Raw genomic sequence first — 21,908 nt, 5'->3', positions numbered from 1 at the left:
CTATGCTCGAATTTCGGAACATCAGCTTCTCATTCGGCGGACGAGGCAGCACGATCGACGTACTGAAAAATGTATCGTTTGAGTGCCGTGAAGATGAGATTGTCGCGGTCATCGGGCCTAGCGGCTGCGGCAAATCAACTCTGCTTAGCCTTGCTACCGGTCTACGAAAGCCGAGCGCCGGTGAGGCGCTCATCGACGGCAAGGTCGTGAAAGGATCCGACCCTCGGCTTGGAATGTTGTTTCAACAGACAACGCTGCTTCCTTGGCGATCGGTCGTTGAGAATGTCGAACTCGGCCTTGAAATTCGCGGCGAGCCGAAAGCGGCTCGCCGGCAGCGCGCCACAGCCTTAATGGCCCAGTACGGTTTGGGCGGCTTCGAGCGGAAGTATCCGCACGCCCTCTCGGGCGGTATGCAGAAGCGCGCAGCTCTGGCGCAGATGCTGGCAATTGAGCCGACGGTGTTGTTACTGGACGAACCATTCGCGGCGCTCGACGCTCAGACGCGCGTTGTCATCCAGAATGATGTCGTCAAGATCTGCCGCGCCGGCCGCCGATCCATGCTGATCGTCACGCACGACATTTCCGAGGCCTTGGCGATGGCCGACCGGGTCGTCGTCCTCACCCGGCGGCCAGCAACTGTGAAGGAAATATACGAGGTACCCTTTAGCCGCCAGGCGGAAAGCGTTGCTGCCGCGCTTACAATGCCGGGCTTCTCCGAATTCTACGAGCGCATCTGGAATGCTTTGGATATCAGCGTCACGGGCATGGGAGCGAAGACATGAATACCACGACTACGCACCACGCGCTTGTCATTGCTGGTCGGCTATTCGTGCTGGCGCTCATCCTGATCGGGACCGAGCTTGGCGTCCGCTACGGTATGATGAGTCAGCTTTTCTTCTCTAGCCCCAGCGATATCTACGCCGCACTGCAAATCCAGTGGACGAATGGCTCATTCCTGCCGAACCTTGGTATCACCGTTTTCGAGACAATGCTCGGTCTAGTAGCGGGCTCGTTACTCGGCATGGCAGCTGGCTTAATCTTGCCTCAACAGCGCATCGTGTCGAGCATCATTGAGCCATTTCTGATGACGCTCAACGGTATTCCGGTAATCGTGATTGCGCCACTATTCATTCTGTGGCTCGGCCTTGGTCTAGCGTCGAAGATCGGCATCAGCATATACATTGTCTTCTTCGCGATGTTTATCCCAGTCTACACCGCGTCGCTGCGGCTCGACGCGACATTCGTCAACGCCCTCAAAGTCATGGGTGCAAGTCGCCTCCAGATCTTTTGGAAGGTAATCGTGCCTTCGTCATTGCCGAGCGTTTACACTGGACTGAAGATTGGTTCGGGTCTCGCTCTAATAGGGACGATCATCGGCGAGTTTATTGCCTCACGCGCAGGCCTTGGCCACATGATCCTATATGCTTCAGGGACCTTGGACACCCCTACCCTTTATCTAGGTATCATCACAATCGCCATCTTTGCTGCAGTCCTCAGTTTCGGGGTCGATGTATTGGGACGCCTGTTGGTACCACACAAGTTCTCAGACCAAAAATGACAACCACGTTGCTGAGGAGAGCAACGACTACAACGGGAGGAAGTGCAATGATGAACTTTAGAGCTGTTACCGCAATCAGCCTTGTGCTGGGAGCATTATGGTCGTCGTCCGCCGAGGCTGAACCAGTGAAGATTTTGCTGCCGGTTGCCTCGCTGGATTCCCTGCCAATTTACATCGCCCAGGAGAAGGGCCTCTTCAAAAAACATGGCGTTGAAGTCGATGTGATCACCGGCCGCGGCGGCGGAGAAGCGATGAAAGCGTATCTTGCTGGCGAGGTTGACATTGTTGCGATCGGGTTCCCGGAGGTAGGCTTGATGCGTGCCCGCGGCGTAGACATCGAGTTGTTCTTTGCACAAATGTCACGAGTCACTTTTGCTCTTATCTCGCGCAAAGAACTTGGGCTGAAATCGGTTGCCGAACTCAAAGGCAAAACGGTTGCGGTTACCAGCCCAGGATCGCTGACTTCTAACCTTGCAAGGTATTTCGCAAAAGAGGCGGGGCTGGATCCAGACAAGGACCTAAGTTTCGTTTCCGTCGGCGGCGGCGGTGAGTTGCTGGGGGCCCTGAAAAGCAAGCAGGCCGACGCCGCCATGCTGTTTGAGCCTTTCGTCACCATCGGAACCCAGCAAGGTCTTGCGGATACGTTGGTTGACGTGCCGCAGCAGCTTGACGCTTTTTCGTCGTCGCCCTTGTCGACCAGCAAGGCCTTTGTTGACAAATCGCCGGAGGAAGCGAAGGCGGTATTTGATGCGTTAGCGGAATCTTTGAAAATTATACACGGCGACAAACCGCAGACGTTGGAGATCGCTAAAAAAAGCTTCCCAAATACCGATATTAAGGTGCTCGAAGGGGCGCTTGCGCGGTTGGAGAAAACCTACTCGCAGGACGGCCGCTTTACGCGCGCGAATATCGATCAGACGCAGAAGATATCCGTCGACATGAAGACCATGCCGAATGCCTTCCCCTACGAAGACGTGGTTGCGCCCATGGCGCGTGAAGGCGGGAAGTAGGTCCCTACGAGAGACTACGGGCGGCCCTTGGTCGACCGTAGTCGCAAGTCCTGATCAACGTTCCGACCGCTGAGCTGCCGATCTACACTTGTCACCGAAGCTTGCGGAAGTGGCCAGCGTCGGGACGTTAAATGGCAACTGCGAACGCTTGGCCTTTGAATGACAGTTGGCTAGCGGTCGGGGCCATGGTGAACGCGGGCTTTGCGACAGCTGCATCAGGACAGTCAACGTGAAATCATGTTCTGCGTGGCAACACGACAAGGTGGGAGAGGGCTGGAAGTGGTACTGAGAATTGGAGCTCTTAAAGAGTGTCATCCTAAGGAGTCGAGGGTGGCAATGACACCCGAAAGCGCTCAACAGCTGCAGCGCCTCGGCTACAGTTGTCTTGTCGAAACGGGTGCGGGCGAGGCGGCGGGTTTCTCGGACGACGCCTATCGTGCGGTAGGCGTCACGGTCGTTACTGAAACAACGGCGTTATATGCGTCCGACGTCATTGTGAAGGTTCGACCGCCGAGTGCAGCGGAGGCGAGGTATCTCGCCTCCGCAAAGACGCTGATATCTTTCTTTTACCCGGCGCAGAACCCTGAGCTTCTCGATCTGGTGATGGAAAGCGGCGCCAATGTCATCGCCATGGACATGGTGCCGCGCATCTCGCGGGCTCAGAAGATGGACGCGTTGTCGTCGATGGCCAATATCGCCGGCTACCGGGCAGTAATCGAGGCAGGTAATAATTTCGGGCGTTTTTTCACCGGCCAGGTGACGGCCGCTGGCAAGGTGCCGCCGGCCAAGGTGCTGGTGATCGGCGCCGGCGTCGCCGGTCTTGCGGCGATTGGCACGGCCACCTCGCTAGGCGCCATGACCTATGCCTTCGATGTTCGGCCAGAGGTGGCCGAGCAGATCGAGAGCATGGGCGCCGAGTTCGTCTATCTCGACTTCGATGAGCAACAGAATGATGCCGCCACCGGCGGTTATGCTACACCCTCGTCGCCGGAGTTCCGAGAGAAACAGCTTGAAAAGTTCCGCGAACTCGCCCCTGAGATCGACATTGTCATCACCACGGCGCTAATCCCCGGCCGAGATGCGCCGAAGCTCTGGCTCGCCGACATGGTTGCGGTGATGAAGCCCGGTTCGGTGATCGTCGACCTCGCGGCCGAGCGCGGCGGCAATTGCGATCTGACTATCGCCGATCAGCGCGTCGTGTCCGACAATGGCGTCATCATCATCGGCTATACGGATTTTCCGAGCCGCATGGCGGCCCAAGCCTCGACGCTTTACGCGACGAATATCCGCCACATGCTGGCAGACCTGACGCCGGGGAAGGACGGTCAGCTCGTCCACAATATGGAAGACGATGTCATCCGCGGCGCGACCGTTGCATACCAGGGTGAGATCACCTATCCGCCGCCACCGCCCAAGATCAAGGCAATCGCGGCACAGAAGCCGAAGGAGAAGGCGAAGGAACTGACGCCGGAGGAGAAGCGGGTACAAGAGTTGGCCGCTTTCAAAGCGCAGACGAAGAATCAGGGGATGCTGCTCGCTGGCGGCACTGCGCTTTTGCTTCTCGCCGGGGCATTCGCGCCGGCAAGCTTCATGAGCCATTTCGTCGTCTTCGTGCTGGCGTGCTTCGTCGGCTTCCAAGTGATCTGGAACGTATCGCATTCGCTGCACACGCCGCTGATGGCGGTGACCAATGCCGTCTCCGGTATCGTCATCCTGGGCGCGGTCCTGCAGATTGGCTCCGGGAGCTGGCTGGTGATTACACTCGCGGCACTGTCCGTGCTGATTGCCACCATCAACATTGTCGGCGGCTTCCTCGTGACACGGCGCATGCTCGCCATGTTCCAGAAGTCTTGAGCCGCTAAGGAATTTCAAAAATGAACGTTGGTATCGTCTCAGCCGCCTATATCGCCGCTGCAGTTCTCTTCATCCTGTCGCTCGGGGGCCTGTCAGGTCAGGAAAACGCCAAGCGCGCCGTCTGGTACGGCATCGTCGGCATGGGGCTTGCCGCGGTCGCAACCATCTTTGGACCTGGGGTCGGCAATTGGTTCGTCATTCTTCTGATGATCGCCGGCGGTTCCGTGCTCGGTTATTACCTCGCCTCACGTGTGCAGATGACCGAGATGCCGCAGCTGGTCGCCGCACTTCATTCCTTCGTCGGTCTCGCCGCCGTGTTCATCGGCTTCAATGCCCATGTCGAGGCGGCCCGCGTCGCTGACCTGCATGAGGCGGCCCGCGCAGCATTAGACGGCTTTGCGGGCATCCTTGCCCATAAGACGCCGGTGGAGCTTACGATCATGAATGTCGAGGTGTTCCTCGGTGTCTTCATCGGTGCGGTCACCTTCACTGGCTCCGTCATTGCCTTCGGCAAGCTTGCAGGAAAGGTGGACGGCAAGGCGAAAAAGCTACCGGGCGGGCATTTCCTCAATGCCGGTGCGGCGATCTGTTCGCTGATCCTACTCATGATGTATGTCAATGGCGAAGGCGCCTGGACGCTTGTCCTGATGCTGCTGCTCGCCTCCTTCATCGGCTATCACCTGATCATGGGCATCGGCGGCGCCGACATGCCGGTCGTGGTGTCGATCCTAAACAGCTATTCCGGCTGGGCCGCAACCGCGATCGGCTTTTCGCTCGGTAATGACCTGTTGATCGTCACCGGCGCCCTGGTCGGCTCCTCCGGAGCGATTCTTTCCTACATCATGTGCAAGGCAATGAACCGCTCCTTCGTCTCGGTCATCCTCGGCGGCTTCGGCACGACCAGCGGCCCGCAGATGGAGATCATCGGCGAGCAGATCGCCATCGATGCTGATGGCGTGGCAGCTGCTCTCAACGATGCCGACAGCGTCATTATCGTGCCTGGCTACGGCATGGCGGTGGCTCAGGCTCAACAAGCTGTTTCCGAACTCACCCGCAAGCTGCGCGCTGCCGGCAAAAGTGTCCGCTTTGCCATCCATCCGGTGGCCGGCCGTCTGCCGGGCCACATGAACGTGCTGCTGGCCGAAGCCAAGGTGCCCTATGACATCGTGCTCGAGATGGACGAGATCAACGATGACTTCCACGAGACCGACGTCGTGATCGTCATCGGCTCCAACGACATCGTCAATCCGGCCGCACAGGAAGACCCCAACTCGCCGATCGCCGGTATGCCGGTTCTAGAGGTTTGGAAGGCCAAGCAGGTGTTCGTCTCCAAGCGCGGCCAGGGCACCGGCTATTCGGGCATCGAGAACCCGCTATTCTTCAAGGAAAATACTCGCATGTTCTATGGCGACGCCAAGATGTCTGTGTCTGAACTGCTATTCAAGATGGGTTAATCGCGGCCGCGAAAAGCATTTGGTGGCCTGCTCTAACAATACGCGAATAGACGAATTAGAATCTTAGAAGCAATGCCCCAATGCTTGAAGTCGTGTCGCGTCCTCGTATGCGCGAGGCAAAGCTGGCACTATACCGGAACCTCTGCAGCGACCTGAAGAAACACTGTGACATCCAGTCGTCGGACACCATGATCTCCTTCACCGAGAACTCAGACGACGACTGGTCCTTTGGACTTGGAACAGCTCAGTTCGTCGCAGGCGATCTTTGAGCAGAGCGATCATCGGGGCCGGACCGAAGACCTCTCTTGCGGCCGTTCGATCTGCGGACGATGCTGTCACGATTGGCCTCGTCAAGCTTCCAGAAGGAAGTCTCGTTGGCCCTTAAGCCTCCTTGAGGACACGGTCGGCAACCAAATGCTTCGAACATTTCTATCGTGCGGCAGGCGACGCTGTCCGCCTGCCCGAGCTGGTGCGAAATCCATTCAAATGAAATTGCTTAATGCTGGCCTCAATCTGAAGAAGGTAGGGCATTGTTGCCGCGGCCATCAAAGGCTGCGGCAATTGTAGGCAGCGACGCCGGAGCGGAGTACTTGCCAAATCGTTGAGCTACGGTGCAAGCGTTCCGGTTCCAGCTACGACCAGTTTTTTAACCTGCTCGGGATCAAGGGGCGCGGGGAGGTATTTATAGGTCACTGCATCGACCATCAGCTTGTCGAGACCGTTGACCTTATCCGGATCAAGGTTTTTCTTCGGGTAGAATTCGTCTCGCACCCGTTTCGCCAGTACGGGCTCGACGCCGGCCCAGACCCCGTAGGCATCGAGTGCGGCTGGATCGGCGTAGAGCCACTCCAGCGTCTCTCGATAAGCTTTCATGAACCGACCATAGGCCTCCGCCCGCTTCTCCAGGGAGGCGGCATTGGCGATCGTTACACGCACCGACTCGTCGGCGAAGCTAGGCACGTCGCTCCCTCGCGCGACGATCTGAATGCGACCGGCATCGACGTCCTTGACACCAAAGGGCGGTGAGCTCCAGCCAACATCGATCTGACCAGACATGACCTGAGTGAAGGTTGCAGCCGGGCCGCCAGTCGCCGTGGGCTTGAACTCGATGCCGAGGTTTTTCTCGAGTCCCAGCACGACAAGGTTGCTTGACGAGCCATTGGTCGAATAGGCGACCGTCTTGCCGGCCGCATCCTTCATCGTCTTGATGGGGCCGCCTGCCTTAGCATACCAATACAAATCGTGAGCACCGATCATCCCTGAACCGATGATCCGCACAGGCGCGCCCTTGGAGAAGGCACCCAGCACGCCAAAGGTTCCGACGCCGATGCCGATATCGACGCTTCCGGCGATCACAGCTTGTTGCGTTTGCCCTCCACCTTCTGTGTAAAGCAACTCGAGGGTAATGCCGTGTTTTTTGAAGAAGCCAGCGTTCTGACCCAGTTCACAGATCGAATTTTCCCAGTTCCCGCGTTGGCCGATGGCAACTTTGAACTTCTCCTCGGCGCCCCAAACCGGGTTGGTGCTTAAGACGATGGCAGGCACTGTCGCGCCAATCAGGCGTAATACATCACGACGGTTCATTTACTTTCCTCCCTGTTAAACTGATATACGCAAGCTGTGGGTGTTGAACTAATTCATCAGACTTGCCGATTACCATCCGTGACACCTCCTCTGTCTTTGCCGTCACGGAAGTCGAGCAGATTTCCGAAGGGCTAGGTCCTCCGCTCGGATGGGTTACCGCCGAAACGTTTGGCAATGCGCTCAGCGCTTGCGTTGACAACCGCTGCGAAGGTAATCGTGACGATGAGCAGTGCGTACATCTGCGGCATGTCGAACCGCGTGTAGGCGTTGATGATCATGAAGCCGATACCCTGGTTTGAAAGCTTTGTTTCGGCGAGTAGCACGCTGATGATGGCGACGCCAAATCCAAGTCGGAAGCCGTTGACCAGGGGGGCGACCATGGCGGGCAACTCAATCTTGAAGAACATTTGCCAGGCGTTGGCCTGGAGCGAACGCCCAACACGCTGAAACGTTGGATCGACGCCCCGCATGCCCGACGCGACACTAATGGCGATGGGAAAAAAGCACGCGATGGCGCCCATGGCGATCTTCGAGCCGCTACCGACACCGAACATCATGATCATTACCGGAAACAGAATAATCTTCGGTGTTGGTCCGAGATAGCTGAGCCAGCTCTCATAGGCCTGCGATAGAAGCGCGTTGCGGCCGAGCAGCACTCCGACAAGCAAGCCGACGATCCCGCCGATGATCAGCGCCAGGCCGAACTCGAAGCCCGTAACAGCAAGGTTGATGTAGAAATTCCCGTCCGTGAAAACGGCGATAAGACCGGACGCGACGGTCTGGAGCGGCGGCACCACGTCACGGAAGAACAGACCGGAGAAAGCAAGTGCCTGCCAGATTGCGAGCAGCATCCCCGCGGCGATTAGGCGAATGACCGCAACGCTGACATTGATACGTGCCGGAACGAGAACTATCCGCGTCGTTGCAGCCATTTTTCACCCCTGTCGAGAATAGCGAAGAAGAGAACACTGACGAACACGACGAAGCAGATAGCGGCATAGGTACCGGGCAGATCGTAACGCTCGGCAAGATCGTTGATGAGTTGGCCGAGCCCGCCGAGATTGATCAGGAATTCGACGCCAACTATATTGATCAGGCAGAAGATCAGCCCCAGCCGTAGGCCGACGAAAATCTGCGGCAGTGCCGCTGGCATGAGGATCTGGCGGAATTCCTGGGCCGGCGTCAGCCTGAAACTGCGACCAACATCGATCAGAACACGGCGAGTCGAAGCGAATCCTTCAATAGTCTTGAGCGCCACCGGCGCCACGCCGGCGAAAAAGCCGATTATGATGATGGTGAGTGAACTCCGCCCGAAGAGCACAAGAAAAAGAGGATACGCAAGCACGAGCGGTGCAGCCGCCAGGACCGCCAGCCAGGGTTCGAACGCCAATCGCAATTTTTTGAACCGGAAGAGCAAGAGACCTACTGGCACGCCGACAAGAAGAATGAGCGTGCTGGCGGCAAGGGTTTCGCCAACGGTCAGAAGGAAGCGACCAGCGACCCCCTCTTCCGTTACGACGCGCCAGAAACTTGCAAGAACATCCGTTGGCAGTGGAACTATATAGGAGCTGAGGACCTCGCTTAGGATCAATCCCTGAGCAATCGCCAATGCACCTGCCATCGTTCCAATTCCCAGCAGCGCGGCCGGGATTGAATGTTCCACGTTGGAAAGGCGCTTCATTTACGCCCCCGTTCCGAATCGGACAACCCACGCGTGGCCTCCTCCCGGAGATCCGCCCAGATATCCGCCACGATCGCGCCGAACTCCGGACTGCTGACAACGTCGGAAGTTCGCGGGCGCGGAAGATTAACGTTCACAACACGTTTTATGCGGCCTGGCCGATAGCTCATGACGAGGATTCGGTCGGAAAGCTGCACCGCTTCTGTTATCGAATGCGTAATGAGAAGAGACGTCTGCTGAAGGTCTTGCTGGATCTGCAGCACCTTGTCTCCGAGCAGCAGGCGAGTCTGTTCGTCCAGTGCAGCGAAAGGCTCGTCCATCAGCAGTATGCGCGGCTTTGCTGCAAGCGTACGGGCAATGGAGACGCGTTGACGCATACCGCCGGACAGTTCAGACGGTAGGCGCTTTTCGAAGCCGTAGAGCCCAACCATGTCAATGTAACGCGAGGCAGCGGCATGGCGTTCCTGCTTCCCCACGCCCCGCAGTTCGAGCGGGAAGGCAACGTTGTCAATGACGTTGCGCCAGGGAAAAGTCGATTCCTCCTGGAACACGATACCGATGGCCGGATGCGGCCCGTTGATCGTGTCGTTCTCCACACGAACGCTCCCTTCGGTGGCATTCGTCAACCCTCCGATCACATGGAAAAGTGTGGACTTCCCGCACCCGGACGGGCCAATGACCGACACAAACTCTCCGGGTGCCAACGTGAAAGACACCGAATCGACGGCCGTCAGTGCATTCGGACCATCGCCGAAGCGCTTTGTGACGTTCTCGACAGTCAGGGGTGGCGGTCCTGAAAACTTGGGAGCATCCGAAGGTTCAGCCGTGGAGGAAAGCTTTGTTTCAATCATCATGGCTCTGCCCTCGTCAGAGAGCTGGCCATAGCCGGTGTATAACCCGTGGCAACCCTTACATCGACGACTGCAACACCGCCGCGCTCGACCGCCTCGACGGCTTGCCTGAAGACGTCCTCAAGCTGATCCATTGATTCCACAGGGCCAAACCCGATTGCTCCCTGAGCCCTCGCCATTGCGGCGATATCGATCTCGGGGTCAGTCATCCGCATGCCGATCCACTTGTTTGCGACGGGACGGTCGCGGATACGAGCCACGCGTTCCTGGTGCACTTCATCGTTGAAGAAGGATTGGTTGTTGGCGATCACGAACAGGGCCGGAATGCGGTAGTGCGTTGCCGTCCATAGAGCCGTCGCGCCCATCAGGAAATCGCCGTCGCCGCATATCGCGATCGGCAGTCGGCCGGAACCGCGTAACGCTAAGGCCGCGCCGACCGCGATGCCTGGCCCCGCACCAAGGCCCCCGCCGCCATCCGAGCCGAGGAAATCGAGCGGATGCCGCAAGGGCCAGGATGCGCCGTCCCAGGACAATGGAAGGTGAAGCAGCGATACAGGCCTATCGGCGACCACCTGACGCAGAACCGCGGCCATATCAGGAACGGTTATCTGCCCTTCGACGTTGGCAGGAGGCGCGGGTACCGTAGCAGGCAAAACGGATACGTCGATCGCATCGAGCGTCGAGATCAGGCTCGAAACCACGACGTCAGGTTCAGCTGCCAGGAACAGATCGACGGGCGGCAAGCCCTGGTGGTCGGCGCTCCAGCCGTTATGCAAGACATGATCAAGGGAAACCTGAACGACCTTTGCCGCGGGGGCGCCTTTACAGGCCATCCGCAATGTCCCGGCAAGATCGACCCAGTCAAAGCTAACGATAAGATCGGCCTTCGCAATCGCATTCATCGCCTCGGGCAGAGGGAAAACGCCGGGACTGCCGACGTGCAGCGGATGGTCGGTGGGAAAAGCGGCGCCGATCTTAAGATCCGTCACCACCTGCGCGCCGAACCGCTCAGCCAGCGCAACGCGCTGCGCCCAGCCCTCCTCACTGCGGCTGACGCGTCCCATGAGGAAGACGGCGTCCCGGGCGTCTCCAAGCAAGCGCGCGAGTTGGGCGATCTGACCGCCCGAAGCCGATGCGGCAACGTCCGGGATATAGCGCGTGGGGTCGATGGGCTCGAGAGGCGCGATTAGCCGTTCCTCCTGCATCCCGGCATCGAGATTGATATAGACCGGACCTTGTGGCGCCGTCTTTGCGAGCCACGCCCCGCGCAGCAGCGCTTCCCGGGCGGCCGTTGGGGATGCTGGCTGCGCGTCCCATTTTACATAGGGCCGGACGATGGCCCCCTGGTCTTGCGCCGTGTGTATCCACTCGATCCAGGGACGGCGCTTGGCCGCATCGACCGGGCCTGTCGCCCCGAGCACAATCATCGGCATCCGGTCGCACCAGGCGTTGAAAATCGCCATGGTTGCGTGGAACAGGCCTACATTCGAATGCACGCAGACCAGCATGGGCTTGCCTGTCACCTTCGCCCAGCCCTGGGCGATCGCGACGGCGTGTTCCTCGTGGAGGCAGAGGAGCATCTGCGGACTAACGTTGCCGAGATGGTTGACGAGACTGTCGTGCAAACCCCGATAGCTGGCGCCTGGATTGAGCGCGATGAAGGGAATATCCAGCGATCGCAGTGTTTCGGCGATAACATCGCTGCCAAAAAGTGCGTCGCCTGTGGGGAGCAGCCTCGAGGGCTGCTCGATGTCGCCCAAGAGAGAGCCCGCTGGAACGGTGGTGGTTGTGATATCGTTCATCGCGGGGTACGCCCCCGGTTCAGATTGATATGGATATTCTTTTCCTGCGTAAAGGCGATCAACTCCTCCAAGCACTCTTCACGTCCAAGTCCCGACTGCTTGAAGCCGCCAAAAGGGGAGCCTAGGAAATGCTTGCTGGTCTCATTGATCCAGATGTAACCGGCTTGCACCTGGCGCGCGGTTCGATGCGCCGTCGTAAGGTCGTCAGTCCATATCGAGCAGGTCAGGCCATATTCCGGCTTGTTAACCTGTTCGATCATGGAGGCTTCATCGTTCCAGCGCAGTACGGACAAGACCGGCCCGAAGATTTCCTCCCGTGCGATGGTCATGTCCATTGTGACGTCAGCGAAGATGGTCGGTTCGACGAAATTGCCGTCTGCAAGTTCCGGCGCCGAAGGCCGCTTGCCCCCGCAGACGACCCGAGCTCCCTCGGCTTTGGCGGTCTCGATATAACGCATGACCCGCTCGTGCTGGACCTTGCTGGCGAGGGCGCCCATCGTCGTCGATGGATCCGTGGGAATGCCGGGCTTGAAGCGCGCCGCCCGTTCCGCAAGCTTGGCGACGACGGCGTCGTGGATGTCGTCATGGAGGAAGGCACGGCTGGTGGATCCGCAGGATTGCCCGCACCAAGTGAAGTTCATTCCGCCAACAACAGCTGTCGCGACCTCTTCCGGATCCGCATCCGCAAAGGCGATCAGCGCATTCTTGCCGCCTAGTTCCAGCAAGACCGGCTTGATCGTTTCCGCTGCGGCCTTCATCACCGCGCGACCGGTCGGAACGCTGCCGATCAACGCGACCATGTTGACGTCGGTGTGACTGCTGAGCGCCGCGCCGGCCTCACGGCCGCCGGGGAGCACGTTGAAGACGCCAGGCGGAAGCAGGCCACCGATGAGTTCCGCCAGCCGGAGCGACGAAAGCGGCGCCTGTTCCGGCGGCTTGATGATCACCGAATTGCCCGCTGCAAGCGGAGCGGCCGACTTGCCTGCGCAAAACATGAAGGGGTGGTTGAATGGAATGATGCGTGCGACCACGCCGCGCGGTTCACGAACAGAGAAGTTCACGGCATTTGGGCCAATGGGGATGGAATTGCCCTTCATCTCGGTGACCAAACCGGCAAAAAACTCCATTGACGCGACAGCTGCCATTACGTCGCCGAGCATCTCCGTATAGGGACTGCCTCCGTCTGCCGCGTCCAGCATCGCGAGTTCCCGGCCATTGCGACGCAAGACTTCGGCCATCGCCTTGAGAATCTTCGCACGCTCCAACGGCGCGACCTTGCGCCACTCCTCGAAGCCTTTCTTGGCCGCATTCACCGCAGCATCTACATCTTCCGCCGCCGCGTCGGCGACGCTGCCGAGCAGCTTGTCTGTAGACGGACTGTAGACCTCTGCCCTACGCTTATCCAATGCCTCGTGCCACTGGCCACCATAATAGAGGCCGGTTTTGGTTGGCAGGATCAGTTCGACGGTATCGGACTGGGCTTCCACTCTCTCGTTCATCGCGTTTCCTCCATCATATTGCGCAAGCTCTCAACGCGGGCGCATCCGTCTTCTGGAACCATCAGTTCCGGCGAGATCGCGCCTGTTCAAGCCACATGTCCCACGGACGTTGAAGCTGCCCCTCCACACTTTCGACGGCGGTTTTGCCCTCTTCCTCGGTGAGAAAAGTCACCTCTCCGAGCTGCATTGCTTGAAGTTGGTATCGAGCGTTAAGCTCGGCATAGACTGCCCGGTACACCGCCTGTTTGACGGAGCCGCCAGCGACCGTTGATCCGTGGCCGCGCATCAGAACGATGTCGTGCCCATTGAAGTGTTTTGCCAGCGCCTGGCCAAGCGCATTGTTGCTGACAAGCAAGTCAGTCGCATCGCCCGCGGTCTCGCGAATCTCAAAGACGGGTGCGCCTTGCCCGATAAAGCCAGCCATATGAAAGATCGGTCTCAGCCGCATTCCCTTGACCACACTCAAGGGAACAACAGAATGGGAATGGCTATGGACGACCGACATCACGTCTGGCCGTGTCCGATAAATCTCACTATGGATGAACCGCTCTAGGTAGACTTTGCGACCTTTTGCGTTGACCGCCTCGCCGTCGAGCGTGAACTCGACGATATCTTCTGCCGTCACCCGGCTCGGCGCCATATTGCGCGCTAGCAGAAATCGATCTGGACGCTTGTCGTGCCGAACGCTGACATGGCCGAAGGCATCTACAACACCTTGGTCGAAAAGAATTTGGTTCGCCGCAACAAGCTCTTCGATTAAATGAGGCGAAGGCGGTACTGACGCGGTCGCCGTATCGGAAATATCAACAGCGGCCTGATGTGAGCCTGCATCTGCACAACACAAGTTAACTTCTCCTCTCAGAAATACGCGCGAACATTTCGCGGTATTTATCGTCGCCCGTTCGGACATCGGGATGTGAATCCCGTGCCCCTTCCGCCTCGCCTGGAGAGTAAGGCCGCCCAGCTTTTGCGATAGCCGACTAACTCCACTCCCCGCCGGTCCGAAGTGAACGTACAGCTGATAAGACCTCTCTTCTAATATATAGTTCTGGCCCAATTCATCTGCTCTATGCTATGAATGGGAATGCGCTCAGCAGCCTCTCAACTCTCGATCCATAAGCTCGAGATATTTTGTCTCGTCGCCGAGTTCGGCAGCATCTCGCGCGCTGCGGAACGGCTGCACCTTGCGCAGCCGGTAGTTTCGGCGCATGTCAAATCCCTGTCCGAAAAGCTTGGCGCAACTCTGATCCAGCGCAATGGGCGCCGTATCGCGCTCACTGATGATGGCCGCCGCGTGCTGCAGTGGGCAAAGGAGGTAGTGAGTCGCACGCACGAAATCGAACGTGAGATGGCTGACAGGCAGCGCGGCATAGCTGGAAAGGCGATCGTCGGTGCGTCGATGACGTTAGGTTCTTACGTGCTACCGGAGCTGATCACGGGCTACCGTGCGCGATATCGGGGCAGCGAGGTATCGGTGCGCATAACCTCGCCAATGCTGGTGACCGAGGAGGTCCGAAACGGCGATTGCGATTTCGCCTTCACCATCCTTGACCCTCGCCACGAGATCGGGGGACTGCAGGTCGAGCGGATCGCAGCAGACCGACTGATCCTCTGTGCGCCGCGAGACTATGATTTGGACGCTGCAGGCGTGGACGCAAACACGCTGGCCGGACTCGATTTCGTTACCGCTCAATCCGGGACGCCCCGCCGCGAGATCGAGGAACATGCGCTGATGGAGTTTGGAATCTCGCGCCGATCAATCGTGATGGAGTTCGGCCATGCCGAGGCGATAAAGCAAGCCGTACGGGCGGGCGCAGGGGTCGCCTTCCTGTTTGCGTCTTCGGTTCGGGATGAGATTGCTTCTAATATCTTGCGACATGTCGAAACTCCGGGCATTGCTTTGGAGGTCCCGGTCTATTGTGTCAGACGAGCTGGCAAGAGGCTCTCCGGCTTTCAACTTCTCCTGCTCGAGAGCCTCACGCACGGCATCCACGATCAATTGTACGATCGCGACCCTGCCCCGTTGCCCTAATCCATTTTGAAATAAGCTCTGGCCTAGTCGAGTAGTCCCATTCTCGACATCGATGCCAAAGGCTCTCGGCTACCGTCAGACCGGAGAAAACAGTGCCATTCCTGCAGCGGGGATCTCAGGTGTGCTCGCCGAACGCAGATCACGTCCCTTCCTTGTCTCAAAGCGGCGACAGGCTTCGTCCCATAAGCGCGGGATTAGCGGCCAAGCCCTTGGTCGAATTTCTGCCTTGCCTGCTCGACCTGCGGCAGCTTATCGACAGTCCATAAATGCAGCTCCTTAAATGGTTGCTGCAGCGTCCTTCCCAATGGCGTGATTTCGTACTGGACGGCGACGGGCGAAACCGGGATCACGTGACGCGAGATCAAACCATTGCGTTCTAATCTCCGAAGGCACTGAGTGAGCGCCTTTTGGGTGACGCCTTCCAAACGGCGCTTGATCGCATTAAACCTTTGCGGACCGTCGGAGAGTACCGCCAGGACCATCATTGACCACTTATCGGCGATCTGATCGAACAGCGCGCGGCTTGGACAATCCGATGAAAAACATATTGGCTCAAGATCAAGCATCGCACTTCCACTCCAAATGTCCCCAGAGTGAACCTATCAGTTTTACAAAGTTTATTCTAGATACTAGAGATACAACCGCTCTCGTGAGCTTTTACAATTTAGCTGGCGACTTCTCCTCCGCCAGTCGCGATTGGCACCGGAAGCGATAAACGCATTTACCGTGAGTGTCATCGACGGCGACCAACCATGATACTTTGAAACGGAAGTTGGCATCGGAAAAGTCAAGCCCGAGAGCTCAGATGCGACTGTAATTTTGACGGTCTCGTTCAGGAACGGGTGACGGGACTGCTCGGCAAGGCAACCTTACGAGCCGCTTAGCATGAATCGGTCGAAAAACCCACTGAGATCTTCACGCGCTTCGAGGGGTAAAACGTGAGCGACATATTGATCTGGTCTCACAAGAATGATGCATCCCTGTTGGCGATCAATGCCGCGTAGATCGTAGATATCAATTTCGGCCTTGAAATCGGGGCAAAACATCTTCTCGTAATCGCGCAGGCCAAGCCGTCCCTTTATCGGTAAAAGCAATGCAGGCATCGTCGTGATCGCTAGATCGCGATGGGGCTGTTGGAATACCGCGCGCACGTCGATGATGGAATCAATGTCACCGCCCTTCGGCGTATATCGTATCAACGGAGATGAAGGTGCGTCGCTGAGAAAATCGCACAGGGCCGCAATGGCTCGGCCGGATTGGCCACTGTCCCCCTCCCCCGCGAATGCGTATAGTCGCCAACGACCGTCGGCTTTGGCAGCATGGCCCAGATGGACAGACTTGGCATCACCGAGACGCACAACCGGCGCCGAATGAAAGCGCGTGCCGATCGAAAAGCCCTTGGCGAGGTGCTGATAGGTTGCTTCGCCGGTCAGCTTCGATGTCCCGTAGCGGGTCGCGGTGCCGGCGGTATAGCGTCCAGACCTGACGAAATATTTCTGCACTTCTGCCGGGTCTATCCCGTGGGGATGGCTCGCAGACTTGAGCGGCGTGCTCAGCATCTTCGCCCATTGGCGGTCGAAATCGATCAATTCGCGGGCGACCGCCTGCCGTTCGGCGGAGTAGCTGTGCAACAGGTCTGGCGCGCAGCGGCCATCCAGCACGGAGGCCAGTTTCCAGCCGAGGTTGAAGGCGTCCTGCATCGAGACATTCATCCCCTGCCCGGCTTTCGGGCTGTGGGTGTGGCACGCGTCGCCAGCAATAAAGACATGCGGCGGGCGTGTCGCTAGCTGGTCCTCTGGTACATCGTCGAACTTGTCGCAAAGGCGCTGGCCGATCTCGTAAACCGACCACCAGGCCACTTCCTTCACATCCAGTGTATATGGGTGGAGGATGCGTTGCGCGGCGCCTATCAGCTTATCGATGGTGATGTTCTTGCCGGCAACCCGTTCATTTTCGGCGAGCTTGTCGAGCTCGACATAGATGCGGATAAGGTAGCCGCCTTCGCGCGGAATTAGCAAGATGCTGCCTTCGCTCGCCGACTGGATGACCGCCTTAAGGCGGGTATCGGGGAAATCGGTCACCGCGAGGACGTCCATCACGCCCCAAGCTTGATTGGCTGAATCGCCTTTCAACGCAAGTCCAAGCGAACTGCGCACCGTGCTGCGAGCTCCGTCGCAACCGACCGCATAGCGTGCCCTGACCGTTTCGAATTCACCCTCATGCCCTGCTTCGATGCGTTCGAAGCGCGCGGTGACGGGATGGGATTTGGAAGGATCGGTATCGATGACGAGCTCAACAAGACGCCGTCCGTAGTGTGGCTCCAGCCCGCTCGGCGATTTTCGCATCAGGTCCAAATAAAAATCGTGTACGCGCGCTTGATTGAGGATGACATGGGGCATTTCGGACAGCCCATCCTCGACATCCTGGATACGGCCGTGACGGACGATATTGTCACGATTGGCTTCATCCGGTTTCCAGAAAGAGGTTTCATTGACCCAGTACGCCTCTTTGAGGACGCGATCGGCAAAACCAAACGCTTCGAACATCTCCAGCGTCCGGCATGCAATCCCGTCGGCTTGACCAAGCTGGAGCGGTCCGAGCTTCTGGTCAACAATACAGGTCCGGATCGTCGGAAAGGCGGAGAGCTGTGCCGCAAGCGTGAGGCCTGCCGGGCCGCAGCCAATAATCAGTACATCGACATCATCCGGCAGTGTTTCTGTACTTGCATGGGCGGCATGCTTGCTCTGGGCGACTGCCGGATCCCCAGTGCGAAACCCATTCAGGTGAAACTGCATAGTTTTGCCTCGATCTGAAAAATTCAACACAGGTCCACCGCGGCCGTGGTGGCCGCGGCAATGCTTTGGCGTTCCTGCGGCGCGACCTGCGCCACGCATCGAAGCCCTTGGAGCGATTACGGCCGCACCGACCTTGTCCACGCCAGCATCGGCGACGCTGCCGAGCAACTTATCTGTCGATGGACTGTTCACATCGACCAACGCTCTCCACGTGCTTCGTGACTCGGATCTCCGTTCGGAAAACCGAATGATCATCCACCAAACGACGATTGACAGTATGCTGAGGATTTTTACCGTGTCAATTTTTTTCTAAAATCAAACCGTGAACTTGACAGTAGAACTGCGATATGAGGCTTAAAGAAGCTTGCAAAAACATTGGATTAGCCTGAGATCACTTTTTGCGGTTTGAAACCACGCCGAACGAACGTATACTGTCAGTCTGCCCGAATACGGCACTTTCAAAGGGTCTATTGGATCATGTCGGAGCACGACCTCTACGAGATGCCGGGGCACCTCATTCGCCGGGCTCAACAGATTGCTGTGTCAATTTTCCTAGAGGGGGTCGCGCCCGTCGACATCACTCCCGTTCAATATGCCGCCATGGTTGCAATCCGCGACAACCCAGGCATAGACGCGACGCGGCTTTCGGCAACGATTGCGTTCGACCGTTCGACGCTGGGAAACGTTTTGGAACGCATGGAAGGGAAGGGCCTGATCGTTCGGAAAGCTCACACAGAAGATAAGCGCATCAAGCTGTTGCACCTGCTTCCACATGGTAAAGCTGTGCTCGAAGAGGTCGAGCCCGGGGTCCTCCTTGCACAGGAACGTATCCTGGCGCCACTTGCGCCCGAAGACCGCAAGGCTTTCATGCGGATTCTGTCGCAACTAGTCGAACTGAATAATGATGCGTCACGAGTGCCTCTGAAAGCGGCTGGCTAGAAAACGTCTTGGCATCCGACCGCCCTTGCACCCGAAACAGCTTGACACCAGTGGTAGAATACATCGTGGCCCGCCTCTGCATCGAAGTGAGCGCGTGTCGTTTGGCCCTATTTTATCGCTTTTAGACCTACGTCCTCCCGGTGGTAGGCGCGCTGAAGACCGTATTCACAGATGAGGCGTCTCGAAAATTCCGTCCGCCGTGCCGCGAAGGCGGAAACCCTTCCCTCCGGCATGATTATTCTCCAGGCATCGCCTCAAGCGGCGATCCGGGCGCCATCATTGGCACCTCGCCGTAAACCATCACTTCGCAGCCCATCGCGAAGCTGCGCCGATGGCTAGCGACGGGCGCAATCTCGTCATCTACCGACCTTTCCGCCAACTCACCGGAATACCAGCGAGCAAAAGGTCTAATATGACGGCATCGCACGAAGCTTTCGGCCGGCTTCCACGCCCCGGTAGTCTTGCCCGCCGCTGCGCGGAGGCAGGTTTCGAGCGAAATGTCGGCGCCGAGATCTTCTAGACCATCGTTAGCCGATGACAGCTGGCCAACGGCAAGACTTACGCCGGCGGTCAGGCAATCGAGGCTGTTCATTCAAGCTCTGTGATACGAATTATTGGAAACTGATCGCGCGTCCGCTTGCCGAGAGCGACCGCAGATGCTGACAAAAGAACAGTTTGAACTCCTTGAAGGTCTCGAATCCCAAGGCGTTCGCGACACGGACAACCGTGGTTGGGGAGACGGCGCATGCGCCGGCGACGGAACTGATCGTACCGAAAGCGACAATATCTGGCCGGGCGAGAATCGCTCTCGCCACACGCTCCTGCTGCTCGGGGAGCCGTAGCCCAGTCGCCACGATCATGCCCTTCAGCTCGCCGAAGCTCTCGGGCTTCTTCAATGCGTTCATCAACATGGCTCCTCGCTGGAGTGGAGTGCGCCGGAGGCCGGCGCACCTCGCTCATCACCGCACGGTGACAGGTTGCTTTCTGGAGACGGACTCGATGCTGGCGAGCGCGATCGCCAGGGCGTTGCGAGCGTCTGCTCCTGTCGGCCCGCTCCTCACTTCGCCGTTTCGGACGGAGGCCATGAAGGATGCGAGCTGAGCCGTATAAGCCTGAATGAAGTGGTCGGTGTCGCGGCGCCAGGTATCGCTGGACACGCCGTCCTTGCCGAAGAGCGTCATGCTGGAACGCCTGACATCACCCATGGTCACCATGCCGCCCGAACCGAAGACTTCACCCCGGATGTCGTAGCCGTAAAGCGCCGAGAAATTCGCTTCCGCGACGGCGACCGAGCCGTTGTCGAAGCGGATATTCACCACGGCGGTGTCAAGGAAGCCCCTGTCCCTCGCATCCGGACGAACGAGCGCGTCGGCCATTGCGAAGACTTCGACCGGCTTGGCGCCCGGATTCAGCCAGAGCAGCGTGTCGAAGTCGTGGATCAGGGTCTCGTAGAAGATGGTCCAGAGCGGGATCCTGTCGGGATCGGCGCCGAATGGGCCGGGATCGCGCGTCAACGATCGGATGAGCTGCGGCGCCCCGATCTTGCCGGCATCGATCGCGGCGCGGCCTTCGGCAAAGGCCTGGTCCCAGCGCCTGTTGAAACCGACCTGCAGCGCGACATTCGCCGAACGCGCAGCGGCAATCGCACGATCGGCGTCCTCGAGCGTCAGGGCCATCGGCTTCTCGCAGAAGATCGCCTTGCCGGCCTCGGCCGCCCGCACGAGGACATTGGTATGGAAGCGCGCCGGCGTTGCGATGATCACGGCGTCGAGACCGGGATGGGCAAGCAGTTCTGCGACGTCGGTGTATGCAGCATCGACGCCGAGTTGCTCGGCGAGCTTCGCCGCAGCCCCCGGCGCCGGATCGGCGATGGCGACGAGTTCGGCATCGACCAGCCGGCGGGCGACGGTTTCGCCGTGAAAGGAGCCGATGCGGCCGGCGCCGATGAGGCCGACATTGACGGATTTGATCTTGGGCATAGGATTCGTCCTGTAATTTCGTGATTTCAGATCGTGAATGCGGCGCGGAACGCTTCGAGCGCTGTCTCTGGATCACCCGCGGCCCAGGCTTCCATGCCAATCGGCCCGGAATAACCCATTGCGTTCAGCGCCTTGGCGATACCATTCCAGTTGACTTCGCCTGTGCCCGGTTCGCAGCGTCCCGGCACGTCGGCGACCTGGATCTCGCCAATCCATGGCAGGCTCTTCCGGCAGAGCTCGATCAGGTTCCCCTCGCCGATCTGCGCATGGTAGAGGTCGAGATTGAGACGAAGCCTGGGGTGATCGATGCTGGAGACGAGCGCCAGCGTGTCCTCGGCGCGGCCGAACGGCACGCCAGGGTGATCGACCGGCAGGTTCAGGTTTTCCAGCGTAAAGACGACGCCTTCTTGCTCCGCCAGGTCGACGATCCGGCGAAGCGTATCGCGCGCTTTCAGCCACATCGCGCCGGTGACGACTTCGATCGGCTGCACCGGAAGGCCGCGATCGCCGAGGCCGGTGCCATGAAGGTTCAGCCGCTGAACGCCGAGCCGCTTGCCGACTTGCGCCGTTTCGCGCGCAGTCCGCAGAAGCTCGTCGGCGCCTTCGTCGTCGGTGAGACGGCCGGTCAGATAGCCGTTCATGATCGTGAAACTCGCGCCTGTTGCCGCAAGCTTGCCGATGTCGTGTTCCGGCCAGTTCCAGAGGCCGACGCCGAAGCCCATCTCCTTGAGACGCGAGGCGCGCCACTCGATCGGCTTGTCCCGCCACAGCATTTCGGCGCAGGCGGCCAATGGGAAGGGTGAATTGCTGGCAGTGCTCATGAGTGTTCCTGCTTGAGGGGTATGGAAGGTCGCGGCCCGGCGCGGATGC

21 protein-coding genes are annotated in these 21,908 nt (G+C 58.7%); 8 read left to right on the top strand and 13 right to left on the bottom strand.

What is annotated here, in order from left to right:
- Positions 1 to 2: 2 nt before the first annotated feature.
- The 6 genes from ACODR6_RS27870 to ACODR6_RS27845 all read left to right on the top strand — a co-directional run bounded on the left by ACODR6_RS27870 (position 3) and on the right by ACODR6_RS27845 (position 6,145).
- The gene (locus ACODR6_RS27870; RefSeq protein WP_489025600.1) at positions 3 to 782 is read left to right on the top strand and encodes an ABC transporter ATP-binding protein; all 780 of its coding nucleotides are present in this window, start codon (positions 3 to 5) and stop codon (positions 780 to 782) included.
- A complete protein-coding gene (locus tag ACODR6_RS27865) occupies positions 779 to 1,558 on the top strand; it encodes an ABC transporter permease (protein WP_489025598.1) in 780 nt (259 codons plus the stop codon). The genes ACODR6_RS27870 and ACODR6_RS27865 overlap by 4 nt, the downstream gene beginning before the upstream one ends.
- A gap of 47 nt (positions 1,559 to 1,605) precedes the next feature.
- Entirely contained in the window at positions 1,606 to 2,568 is a 963-nt protein-coding gene (locus ACODR6_RS27860) for an ABC transporter substrate-binding protein (protein ID WP_489025596.1), read from the top strand.
- Positions 2,569 to 2,853: 285 nt separating this feature from the next.
- Positions 2,854 to 4,422, top strand: coding sequence for a Re/Si-specific NAD(P)(+) transhydrogenase subunit alpha (locus ACODR6_RS27855; RefSeq protein WP_489025651.1), 1,569 nt, complete (start codon positions 2,854 to 2,856; stop codon positions 4,420 to 4,422).
- Between the two features lie 20 nt (positions 4,423 to 4,442).
- Positions 4,443 to 5,876 (top strand): NAD(P)(+) transhydrogenase (Re/Si-specific) subunit beta, encoded by a 1,434-nt coding sequence (locus tag ACODR6_RS27850; RefSeq protein ID WP_489025594.1) that lies wholly within the window; start codon positions 4,443 to 4,445, stop codon positions 5,874 to 5,876.
- 80 nt (positions 5,877 to 5,956) lie between these two features.
- Positions 5,957 to 6,145, top strand: coding sequence for a tautomerase family protein (locus tag ACODR6_RS27845; protein WP_489025592.1), 189 nt, complete (start codon positions 5,957 to 5,959; stop codon positions 6,143 to 6,145).
- A 337-nt stretch (positions 6,146 to 6,482) separates the two neighbouring features.
- Here ACODR6_RS27845 and ACODR6_RS27840 read toward each other — a convergent pair whose 3' ends face one another.
- The 7 genes from ACODR6_RS27840 to ACODR6_RS27810 form a co-directional block, all read right to left on the bottom strand.
- Positions 6,483 to 7,460: an ABC transporter substrate-binding protein gene (locus tag ACODR6_RS27840; protein ID WP_489025590.1), complete on the bottom strand. Its 978-nt coding sequence runs from the start codon at positions 7,458 to 7,460 to the stop codon at positions 6,483 to 6,485.
- Between the two features lie 131 nt (positions 7,461 to 7,591).
- A complete protein-coding gene (locus tag ACODR6_RS27835; RefSeq protein WP_489025588.1) occupies positions 7,592 to 8,392 on the bottom strand; it encodes an ABC transporter permease in 801 nt (266 codons plus the stop codon).
- On the bottom strand, positions 8,371 to 9,141 hold the full coding sequence (locus tag ACODR6_RS27830; RefSeq protein WP_489025586.1) for an ABC transporter permease: 771 nt from the start codon (positions 9,139 to 9,141) through the stop codon (positions 8,371 to 8,373). The genes ACODR6_RS27835 and ACODR6_RS27830 overlap by 22 nt, the downstream gene beginning before the upstream one ends.
- The gene (locus ACODR6_RS27825) at positions 9,138 to 9,995 is read right to left on the bottom strand and encodes an ABC transporter ATP-binding protein (RefSeq protein ID WP_489025584.1); all 858 of its coding nucleotides are present in this window, start codon (positions 9,993 to 9,995) and stop codon (positions 9,138 to 9,140) included. Before ACODR6_RS27825 ends, ACODR6_RS27830 begins: the two co-directional genes overlap by 4 nt.
- Positions 9,992 to 11,794, bottom strand: a complete 1,803-nt coding sequence (locus tag ACODR6_RS27820) for a thiamine pyrophosphate-binding protein (RefSeq protein ID WP_489025582.1) — start codon at positions 11,792 to 11,794, stop codon at positions 9,992 to 9,994. Before ACODR6_RS27820 ends, ACODR6_RS27825 begins: the two co-directional genes overlap by 4 nt.
- Positions 11,791 to 13,293 carry an aldehyde dehydrogenase family protein gene (locus ACODR6_RS27815; RefSeq protein ID WP_489025580.1) on the bottom strand — a complete coding sequence of 501 codons (1,503 nt, stop codon included), beginning with the start codon at positions 13,291 to 13,293 and terminating at the stop codon, positions 11,791 to 11,793. Before ACODR6_RS27815 ends, ACODR6_RS27820 begins: the two co-directional genes overlap by 4 nt.
- 61 nt (positions 13,294 to 13,354) lie before the next feature.
- Complete coding sequence (locus tag ACODR6_RS27810; RefSeq protein WP_489025578.1) at positions 13,355 to 14,203, bottom strand: class II aldolase/adducin family protein; 849 nt, start codon at positions 14,201 to 14,203, stop codon at positions 13,355 to 13,357.
- A gap of 174 nt (positions 14,204 to 14,377) precedes the next feature.
- Between ACODR6_RS27810 and ACODR6_RS27805 the strand changes: the two genes are divergently transcribed.
- Entirely contained in the window at positions 14,378 to 15,325 is a 948-nt protein-coding gene (locus ACODR6_RS27805; RefSeq protein ID WP_489025576.1) for a LysR family transcriptional regulator, read from the top strand.
- Positions 15,326 to 15,519: 194 nt separating this feature from the next.
- Here ACODR6_RS27805 and ACODR6_RS27800 read toward each other — a convergent pair whose 3' ends face one another.
- Both ACODR6_RS27800 and ACODR6_RS27795 read right to left on the bottom strand, forming a co-directional pair.
- Positions 15,520 to 15,891 (bottom strand): winged helix-turn-helix transcriptional regulator, encoded by a 372-nt coding sequence (locus tag ACODR6_RS27800; RefSeq protein WP_489025574.1) that lies wholly within the window; start codon positions 15,889 to 15,891, stop codon positions 15,520 to 15,522.
- A 303-nt stretch (positions 15,892 to 16,194) separates the two neighbouring features.
- Positions 16,195 to 18,120, bottom strand: a complete 1,926-nt coding sequence (locus tag ACODR6_RS27795; RefSeq protein ID WP_489025649.1) for an FAD-binding monooxygenase — start codon at positions 18,118 to 18,120, stop codon at positions 16,195 to 16,197.
- A 477-nt stretch (positions 18,121 to 18,597) separates the two neighbouring features.
- Between ACODR6_RS27795 and ACODR6_RS27790 the strand changes: the two genes are divergently transcribed.
- Positions 18,598 to 19,059 carry a MarR family winged helix-turn-helix transcriptional regulator gene (locus ACODR6_RS27790; protein WP_489025572.1) on the top strand — a complete coding sequence of 154 codons (462 nt, stop codon included), beginning with the start codon at positions 18,598 to 18,600 and terminating at the stop codon, positions 19,057 to 19,059.
- Between the two features lie 235 nt (positions 19,060 to 19,294).
- On the opposite strand, the gene ACODR6_RS27785 is transcribed toward ACODR6_RS27790, so the two are convergent.
- From ACODR6_RS27785 to ACODR6_RS27770, 4 genes are read right to left on the bottom strand one after another with little or no spacing between them, the layout of a single operon-like run.
- The gene (locus tag ACODR6_RS27785; protein ID WP_489025570.1) at positions 19,295 to 19,651 is read right to left on the bottom strand and encodes a hypothetical protein; all 357 of its coding nucleotides are present in this window, start codon (positions 19,649 to 19,651) and stop codon (positions 19,295 to 19,297) included.
- Positions 19,652 to 19,670: 19 nt separating this feature from the next.
- Complete coding sequence (locus ACODR6_RS27780; RefSeq protein WP_489025568.1) at positions 19,671 to 19,964, bottom strand: MurR/RpiR family transcriptional regulator; 294 nt, start codon at positions 19,962 to 19,964, stop codon at positions 19,671 to 19,673.
- A 54-nt stretch (positions 19,965 to 20,018) separates the two neighbouring features.
- Positions 20,019 to 21,038, bottom strand: coding sequence for a Gfo/Idh/MocA family oxidoreductase (locus ACODR6_RS27775; RefSeq protein ID WP_489025566.1), 1,020 nt, complete (start codon positions 21,036 to 21,038; stop codon positions 20,019 to 20,021).
- Between the two features lie 26 nt (positions 21,039 to 21,064).
- Entirely contained in the window at positions 21,065 to 21,859 is a 795-nt protein-coding gene (locus ACODR6_RS27770; RefSeq protein WP_489025564.1) for a TIM barrel protein, read from the bottom strand.
- Positions 21,860 to 21,908: the final 49 nt, after the last annotated feature.

It is taken from the genome of Rhizobium sp. FG96 (assembly GCF_057808655.1).
This window is presented reverse-complemented; position numbering and strand designations above follow the sequence as displayed.